This window comes from Haliea sp. E17 (assembly GCF_048323675.1).
GTDB lineage: Bacteria > Pseudomonadota > Gammaproteobacteria > Pseudomonadales > Halieaceae > Mangrovimicrobium.
The window spans coordinates 703,621-711,510 of record NZ_JBLWFK010000001.1; the positions used below are offsets into that span (position 1 = coordinate 703,621).

Sequence of the window (7,890 nt, forward strand, 5' to 3'; positions counted from 1 at the left end):
TGACCCCTTTTCCCCATTTTTTTCCTTTTTCCTTCTGCCTCCTGTCACCAGGAAAAGTTGATCCCCGATCCCCGATCCCTGTGCCACGGCCAGAGCGTGAAACGGCACCTGCCTGCTGGAACCGTGTGGCGACAGGGACGTCGCCACCCGAGTCTGCACATGGATGTGCGCTTTTTGACGTGTTCCAGCAGGCAGGTGCCGTTTCACGCTCGGTGGGCGGAGCTAACAGCCCTGGGATCGGAAAACCTGAATCAGGTATACGGTTCTGCCCTCAGGCCACCAGCGAAGTCTCCCCCGCCTTGCGCTCCCACACCGGCTTCAGGCTCGGCAGCGGCTGCTCGGTGACAATCCACTTGCACATGCGCCGCAGCGGCTCGATGCCGTCCTGCGGACCCACCAGTCCCGGCCCGTTGAAGGCGTAACCCAGCGAGACAAAGCGTTGCCCGCCATAGAGCGCCGCCTTGTGGCGCACCTGTTCCATCAGCGAGTCCGGGAAGACGCCCACCGTCTGGGTGTAGGCATCGACCGCGCCGAGCACCTCGTCGAGAGTGTCGACCGGCACCAGGTTCACCGTGCGGTCCGCGAGGTAGTCGCGAAAATCCACCGCCTCCGGCATGTGCGAGACAATCACCGCGCCTTCACCGCGCTCCCCGCCGATGATGTCGTACCAGTCGTCCATCAGGCGCAGGCCGTCCACGTGGGACTTCAGCTCGGGGTCGTAGGCCTTGGGCGTGGTGCTGAAATCCTCGGGCAGTTCCAGCAGTGCTGCGTAGACGTCCTCGCCGAGCTGCTTCAGCGCAGCGATGCCGGCGTCGTCGGTGCCGCACATCACGTAGACCACCCGGCAGCTGGAGCAGGCGGTCTGGTTGACCGCGCCGACATCCGCGGCGATACGGCTGGCGGTTTCGCTGCGCAGGGCGGGGGAGGAGAGCGCGTCCGCGCCGACGATGCTGGCACTGTTTTTCGGGTCCAGGGAAATCAGCTCCAGTCCCGGCTGGATGTATTTCGTCACGTGTTTTACCGAGGCGAAACCGCCCCAGGCGACGATCTTCTCGATATTGTGGGGCTGGTAGAGTTTCTTCTCCAGGGCCTCGTCGCCGCCGCGCCAGTAGGCCACCGCCAGGTGCTTCGTGATCGGGTGGTCCGGCGCGAAGTCGCACATGGTGCGGGCGATGGCCGCGGTGGTGAAAGGGTCGTTGGAGGGCACCTTGATGATGGTGTCGCTGCGCGTTATAGCGCCGCGGATCAGGGTCAGGGCGCCCAGCACCGGGCCGTTGCCGGCGATGATGTGCAGCGCGCGCGAGCCGTAGGCGCGAATTGCCACCTGGGTCTGTTCCACCTGTTTTTCCACCCAGCCCTCGAGATACTCGATGGGGATGCTCATGTTGCACCAGCGGCGGATGCGCTCCTTGTCGAACATCGCCGGCATGTGCGTGTAGAAGCCGCGCATGATCGGCTCGGTGGTCGGCGCGGTCTGCAGGCTCTGCTCGAAAGCCTGCTGGATCCAGGGATTTTTGTCGAAGGCCAGCTGGCCGCCGAGTTCCTGCAGGAAGTCGAGGATGTCCTCGAAGCTCAGTTCGTAGAGGTCCTGCATCTGCCCGGGACTGGCCAGCGGCAGGCGGTCGATCAACTGCGCCGGGTCCGGCGCGAGGAAACTGATGTCGCCGCCGCGCCCGCCGAATTCCAGCAGGTTGCTTTCGATGACTTCGCCGCGAATGATCGCGGGGGAAATGAATGTGTTGCCCATGCCGTGTGTCTCCGCGTGCTCAGATATCGAGTGAAACCAGGAAATCCAGTGCTTCCGCCTGGGCGTCCGGGGTCGAGGCACAGGTGATCTTGTCGTCGCCGCCCTCGTCGGAGAAACGCGACACCGCGCCTTCGATATAGTGGCTGCTGCGGCCGCAGGGGCAGGGCGTATCGAAGTTCACGGTGAACTTGTCGCCGGTGACGATGCCGCCCCATGTGCCGTCGTGGGTCATGTCGAAGAAGGCGGCGCGTCCGGTCTGTACACCGCTGCGCGGCAGCGGCTTGCCGCTGTCGCGGTCGAGGACAAAGGGAACTACCCAGGGGGTGAAGTGGTAGCGGTTGTGCTCGCAGGAGACGAAGAAGGTGTTCAGCTCGGTCATGCCGTAGCTTGCGCACATCTTGCTGGCGCCGAAGAACTCGAGGATCACCTCGTTGACGTTATCCGGGAGTACCATGCCCTTGGCGCCACCGCCGCCCATCACCATGGAATCCGGGGAGAACACGTGGCTGACGCCGGACTCCAGGCCCGCCCTGGCGATCTGGTAGAACATCGGGGTGGTACCCATGGCGAAGACCTTCTGGCCCTTTAGCTGTTCCACCATTTCCTGGATGAACGCGGCCTGGCGGGCCGGCGCATCGCGCTGCATGGCTTCCAGCTCGGCGCGCCGGGCGAGCAGGTTCTCGGGCACGTCGAGCCGCGACATGTCGCCGCGGGCCTGGGCCTGGCGCAGGCGGCCTGCGAGCCACATGAGGTCGCTGCTGATCTTGTGGGAAAAGGCGGTGTGCAGGTAACTTTCATCGCCCTGGCAGAACTCCACGCCGAGGTACTTGGCGAAGCCGCCGGCGGAACTGTGCCCGTCGCGGTACATCGGCGTCATGACGTGCAGTTTCTCCTGCAGGTTGTCCGCGCCGGGCTCGGAGCCGAAATCCTGCACTAGTTGTACCCGCAATGCGCGCGCGGACAGCCCGTAGTCGCGCTTGGTCTTGGGGAAGACCGACAGGGTGCCGCTGGTGCCGGAAGAAGTGGCCGCATCCAGTGGCGTCGAGTCGCGCAGGCGGGTGAGCCAGCCGTCGATAGACGTACAGTCGCTGACATCCACTGTGCTCAGGTCGTAGGGCGTCAGTTTGTCCAGCCACTTCGTCAACTGGTCGAAACGCTGTTTCGCCAGCAGGGTAACCGGGTAGGACTTGTAGACGTTGTGCTCGAAAAGCAGGGCGGCGGCGTCGTTGAGGTTTTCCACCCGGTCGATACCCTGGGCGTCGGCGAGCTTCGCCAGCACCGGGATCTGCTCCCGCCGCTGCGCCAGCCGCTGGTTGATCGCGGCCAGTTGCACGGCCTCGAATTCCTCCCGCGGGGTGGAGTGAATGAGGGTGGTGGAGTTGCGGAAATATCCGTAGGGGTCGTTCATCCACTGGTCGGCCTGGCGTTCGATATCCGCACCGGTGGCGAGGGAATTGCTTGCAGTCATGCGATGACTCCTCCTGAAGGCGTGCGGGGCGATTATTGTGATGGTCTGGCCCCGGGGAATTGAGCTTAGACAACTCTCATGATAGATTCAACCAAGTGGTTAGTTTTATTTGGATGGTGTGCGAGAGCGGGCACTAGCCTTTGCTCATATGGAGTGGTAAATCAGGGAAAGAGGAGAAAACATGGATATAAAAACCGACAAGAAAGCGCCTAAACCCGCTGACACCAGCGCCGAACCGCGCCCGCGCAGGGCCTATCTGCCCGCGGAGGAGCGGCGCCGGCAAATTCTCGACGCCGCGCGGGAAGTGTTCAGCCAGACCTCGCTGCAGGGCGCGCGCACCCGCGACCTGGCCCGGGCAGCCGGGGTCAACCAGGCAACGATCTACGGGCACTTCGAATCCAAGGAGGCGCTGTTCGCCGAAGCGGTGATCGAGCCACTGCTGGAAGTCATGCGCGGCATGCACGAGCGCGCCGGCAGTTACCGCGAGGCGACGACGCCCGAGGAACTGCTGTCGCTTACCGAGGCGTCCTGCCGCCGGCACCTGGAGAACATGGAGGCGATCTACCCGCTGCTGGCCTCGGCCCTGTTCGCCGACCCGAAGCAGGGCCGCGAACTGTACCGCGAGCATCTCGCGCCCCTGTTCCAGCAGCGCGGTGAAGCGATGAGCAGCGTTGTCCGCGAGGACATCCCGCCGGATTTCTTCTCGTTGGCGGCCTTCGGCATGTTTTTCGCGGTTGCCATGCACCGCACATTCTCCGACGATGTTACGCCGCTGGAGGAGCAGGCCGAGCAACTGGCTAAACTCGCGGCCTTCGGTTTCGCCAGTTTCCCGGAAAAAAACCAACAATAACGATCAACAGGAGTTTCGAGAATGCACAATAACGATCGCATGGGCGTGGTGCACACCACCAATCTCTACGCCACCGCGGTGGATACCCTGCAGTGGGCACTATTCGACCAGGTGTTCACCCCGGACATCAGTATCGATTTCGGCGGTGGCGCCGTGTGGAGCGGCCTGGAGCCGCTGCGCGAGGCCTTCGCGGCGATTCACGCGCCGTTTACCGCGACCCAGCACATCACCACCAACCATACCGTAACCATCGAGGGCGACCGCGCGCACTGCTTCAGTTACGTACTCGGCCGCTTTATCCGCGATGTCGGCGAGGGCGGCAACATGTTCGAGTCCGGCGGCTGGTATGACGATACCCTGGTCCGGGACGGCCAAAACTGGCTGATCGCCCGGCGTATCTGCCGCTCCATCTGGGTCAATGGTAATCCCCAGGTGCTGGCAACCGGGCCGGAGACCGGTATCCCCGAGTTGTTTTCCCCCGCCGCCGAGGCCGCGGCGGGCCGGGTGGAAACCGTGCGCGCGCTGCTCAGCTGATTTCGAGGCCGGCGGGCCAGCGCAATCCCGCCCAGCCCTCGGGGCTGGCGCAGATGTATTCCAGGTAGTGGCCGAGGTCGGCCCGCGCATCGAGGTAGAGAAAGTCGATGCCGGGCACGCTGCCTTCGAGGGCGACAGGCCAGTGTTTTTCCGCGGCAGCCAGCCGCACCGGCGCGAGGTCGGCACAGCGCATGCCGAAGTGATGAAAGCGCAGGGTCGCCCCGCTCGGGAGGTAATCCCGGTACAGGTCCACCAGCCCGTCCCCCGGCTGGATCAGTTCGAGGTGGTGGTGGCCGGTCCAGGCGAGGGCGACGCGAAATTCCGCCACGCCCGCGCCGCTGGGCGTGCGCACCGGAATCGCGACGTCGTCGAAGTCAAAGTGCTCGATGGCGCAGCGTGCGCCCATGATCTCCACAGCCCGTTCGAGGTTGCCGGTGACGTAACCGTTCTGGAATTGCCCGTTGAAAAACATGCTTGATTACCACTCCGTAATTATGGGTTTCGTGGTGCGGCGTCTATTCTGGTTGCCATCATACACCAGGCAGGCCCGGCCGGAGCGCGCTCGCATGCAATCGCCCCGTACAGCGGGGGAACGCCGATGGGCGCGTTTTTTTCAGCGTTTTTTCCAAGCTGTGGCGCGTGCGAGGTCTGGTGTACCATGGCTCGCTCAGGTGGGCGCGATCAAACAATAAGGAGAGCCGGTGACAGCATTCGATGAAACCTTCGATTTTGTGGTGGTGGGCAGCGGCGGCGGGTCCATGTCCGCGGCGCTGTACCTGCGCTCCCTCGGCAAGCGAGTCCTGATTCTCGAAAAACTGCCTATCGTCGGCGGTACCACCGGGCGTTCCGGCGGTGTCATGTGGATTCCCAACAACCGTTTCATGGCCCGCGACGGCGTGCCCGACAGCCCCGGGCAGGCCCTGGCCTATCTCGAGGCGACCACCGCCGACCAGCCGGATTCCCCGGCAGCCACGCCGGAGCGGCGGCAGATGTACGTCGCCGAGGCGCCGCGCATGCTGGAGTTCCTGATCAGCCAGGGTATCAGGCTCGATCGGGCGAAGTACTGGCCCGACTATTACGATGAAGCGCCCGGCGGTTCAGAGCAGGGCCGTACCGTGCGGGCGGAAGTATTCGATCTTCGCGAACTGGGCGAATGGGCCGACAAACTGTTTCCCGGTTTCACCGAACTTCCAGCCTACATGGACGAGATGATGCTGCTGGGCTATTACCGCACGTCCTGGCAGGCGCGCAAAATCATGTTGCGCGTCGCCTTGCGCACGATACTCGCCAGGCTTACCGGCAAACGCCTGGTCACCGCGGGCGCCGCGCTGCAGGGGCGCATGCTGCAGGCATCACTGCGCGCCGGGGTCGAAATCCGCACCGAGACACCTGTCAGCGAGCTGGTATTCGAAGACGGCGCCGTCAAGGGCGTGATCGTCAACCGCGAGGGCCAGCCCTGGCGTATCGGCGCCACCCTCGGCGTTCTCATGAACGCCGGCGGTTTCTCCCACAATGCGACCATGCGCGAGCACTACATTCCCAATACCGAAGTCGCCTGGAGCAATGCCTCCGTCGGCAACACCGGGGAGATGATCGAGACCATGGCGCGCCACGGCGCGGCCACCGCCAACATGGGCGAGATGGTCGGCTTCCAGAGCACTTTCCAGCCCGGCTGGGAAAACGACGAGGTGAAAAGCCCCGCCCAGCGCCTCACCGCCGCGCCCCACGCCATCCTCGTCGACCAGGGCGGCCAGCGCTACATGAACGAGGGCGGCTCCTATATGGCCTATTGCAAGGGCATGTTGGAGCGCCACAAGGACGTGCCTGCGGTCCCCAGCTGGGCCGTCTTTGACAGCAGGGTCCTGCAGAACTACATGATCGCCGGCACCATGCCCGGCAGCAAAAAGCCGCAGAGCTGGTACGACGAGGACTTCCTCAAGCAGGCGGACAGCATCGAGGCGCTGGCAGAGAGACTCGGCATTGCGCCCGAGGCCCTGGCCGCGACAGTGCAGCGCTTTAACGGGTTCGTCGACGCCGGCCGCGACGAGGATTTCGGCCGCGGCGCCCGCGCCTACGACCGCTGGCTCGGCGATCCCGCCCACCAACCCAACGGCACCCTCGGCCGCATCGAGGAAGGCCCGTTCTACGCTGTACCGGTGAATCCCGGTGACGTCGGCACCTATGGCGGCGTCGTGACCGACGAGTACGCCCGTGTGCTGAAGGAGGACGGCAGCGTGATTCCCGGACTCTACGCGGTGGGCATCTGTGCGGCCTCGATGAACGGCGGTGTGTACCCCGGTGCCGGTTGCAGTATCGGACCGGCGTTTACCTTTGGCTACGTAGCGGCGAGGCACGCGACGGGGGAGTTTGGCGCCTGATTCGGCTTTGTCCCTGAATGGGGATGCCGGCGGGTTCTGGATGTCATTTGCTCCTTCGGGGGGCGGCGTGGTTGCCTTGCGGCCTTGCGGCCTTGCGGCCGCGGCATTGGCGCCGGGCGGTGCATGTCTTTTGCTCCATTGCGGGCGCTTGCGGCGCGTTGGCCTGTGGGTGCCCGGAATTGCTGCGTGGCTGCCGGGTTTTGAATGAGGTTTGAGATTACATGCTACCTGGCTGCACGGTAGCCGGTGTGGTGGGTTGGCGCATCGCGTTGCGGTGGCGGTTCCGCTTGGGGATCGAGTTCGCACCGACGCCCTCCAAGTCCGCAAAAGACATGCACCACCCGACGCCAATGCGGGTGCCAAACGACGACAGGCGAACTTCGCCCTGCGCTGAACACCGGGTCTGGTATGGCGTGGAGTCAGGAGTCAGGAGTCAGGAGTCAGGAGTCAGGAGTCAGGAGTCAGGAGTCAGGAGTCAGGAGTCAGCGGGCAGACGCAAGACGTCAAAGACAGGTGATCGGCAGTGCGCGAAAGCTTGAATTCACTCCCGCGTTGCCAGTGGGTGGGAAGGCACTTTTACGGACTTGGAGGGCGTCGGTGCGAGCTCGATCCCCAAGCGGAACCACCTCACCATCGCGATGCGCCAGCCCACGACACCGGCTTCCGTGGACTTCAGTAGCATGTAATCTCCAAGCTCATTCAAAACCCGGCAGCCACGCGGCAATTCCGGGCTCCAACAGGCCAACGCGCCGCAAGCGCCCGCAATGGAGTAAAAGAGCCTTCCCGCCCGCAGGCCACGCAGCGGCCGCCAGGCCGCCCTACGCCAGGCCGCCCCACGCCAGGCCGCCCCACGCCAGGCCGCCCCACGCCAGGCCGCCCCACGCCAGGCCGCCCCACGCCAGGCCGCCCCACG

6 protein-coding genes are annotated in these 7,890 nt (G+C 64.5%); 3 read left to right on the plus strand and 3 right to left on the minus strand.

What is annotated here, in order from left to right; all coding sequences use genetic code 11:
• Positions 1-271 precede the first annotated feature (271 nt).
• Positions 272-1,747 carry an acyl-CoA reductase gene (locus ACNKU3_RS03110; RefSeq protein ID WP_418257944.1) on the minus strand — a complete coding sequence of 492 codons (1,476 nt, stop codon included), beginning with the start codon at positions 1,745-1,747 and terminating at the stop codon, positions 272-274.
• Between the two features lie 19 nt (positions 1,748-1,766).
• Positions 1,767-3,215, minus strand: a complete 1,449-nt coding sequence (locus tag ACNKU3_RS03115; RefSeq protein WP_418257945.1) for a hypothetical protein — start codon at positions 3,213-3,215, stop codon at positions 1,767-1,769.
• Positions 3,216-3,396: 181 nt separating this feature from the next.
• On the opposite strand from ACNKU3_RS03115, the gene ACNKU3_RS03120 reads away from it, so the two are divergent.
• Together ACNKU3_RS03120 and ACNKU3_RS03125 are read left to right on the plus strand one after the other, a co-directional pair.
• Positions 3,397-4,065, plus strand: a complete 669-nt coding sequence (locus ACNKU3_RS03120; RefSeq protein ID WP_418257946.1) for a TetR/AcrR family transcriptional regulator — start codon at positions 3,397-3,399, stop codon at positions 4,063-4,065.
• A gap of 21 nt (positions 4,066-4,086) precedes the next feature.
• Positions 4,087-4,599, plus strand: coding sequence for a nuclear transport factor 2 family protein (locus tag ACNKU3_RS03125; protein ID WP_418257947.1), 513 nt, complete (start codon positions 4,087-4,089; stop codon positions 4,597-4,599).
• Here ACNKU3_RS03125 and ACNKU3_RS03130 read toward each other — a convergent pair.
• Positions 4,592-5,071 (minus strand): hypothetical protein, encoded by a 480-nt coding sequence (locus ACNKU3_RS03130; protein WP_418257948.1) that lies wholly within the window; start codon positions 5,069-5,071, stop codon positions 4,592-4,594. The two genes, ACNKU3_RS03125 and ACNKU3_RS03130, sit on opposite strands and share 8 nt — an antisense overlap.
• A gap of 229 nt (positions 5,072-5,300) precedes the next feature.
• Between ACNKU3_RS03130 and ACNKU3_RS03135 the strand changes: the two genes are divergently transcribed.
• A complete protein-coding gene (locus ACNKU3_RS03135; protein WP_418257949.1) occupies positions 5,301-6,977 on the plus strand; it encodes an FAD-dependent oxidoreductase in 1,677 nt (558 codons plus the stop codon).
• Positions 6,978-7,890: the final 913 nt, after the last annotated feature.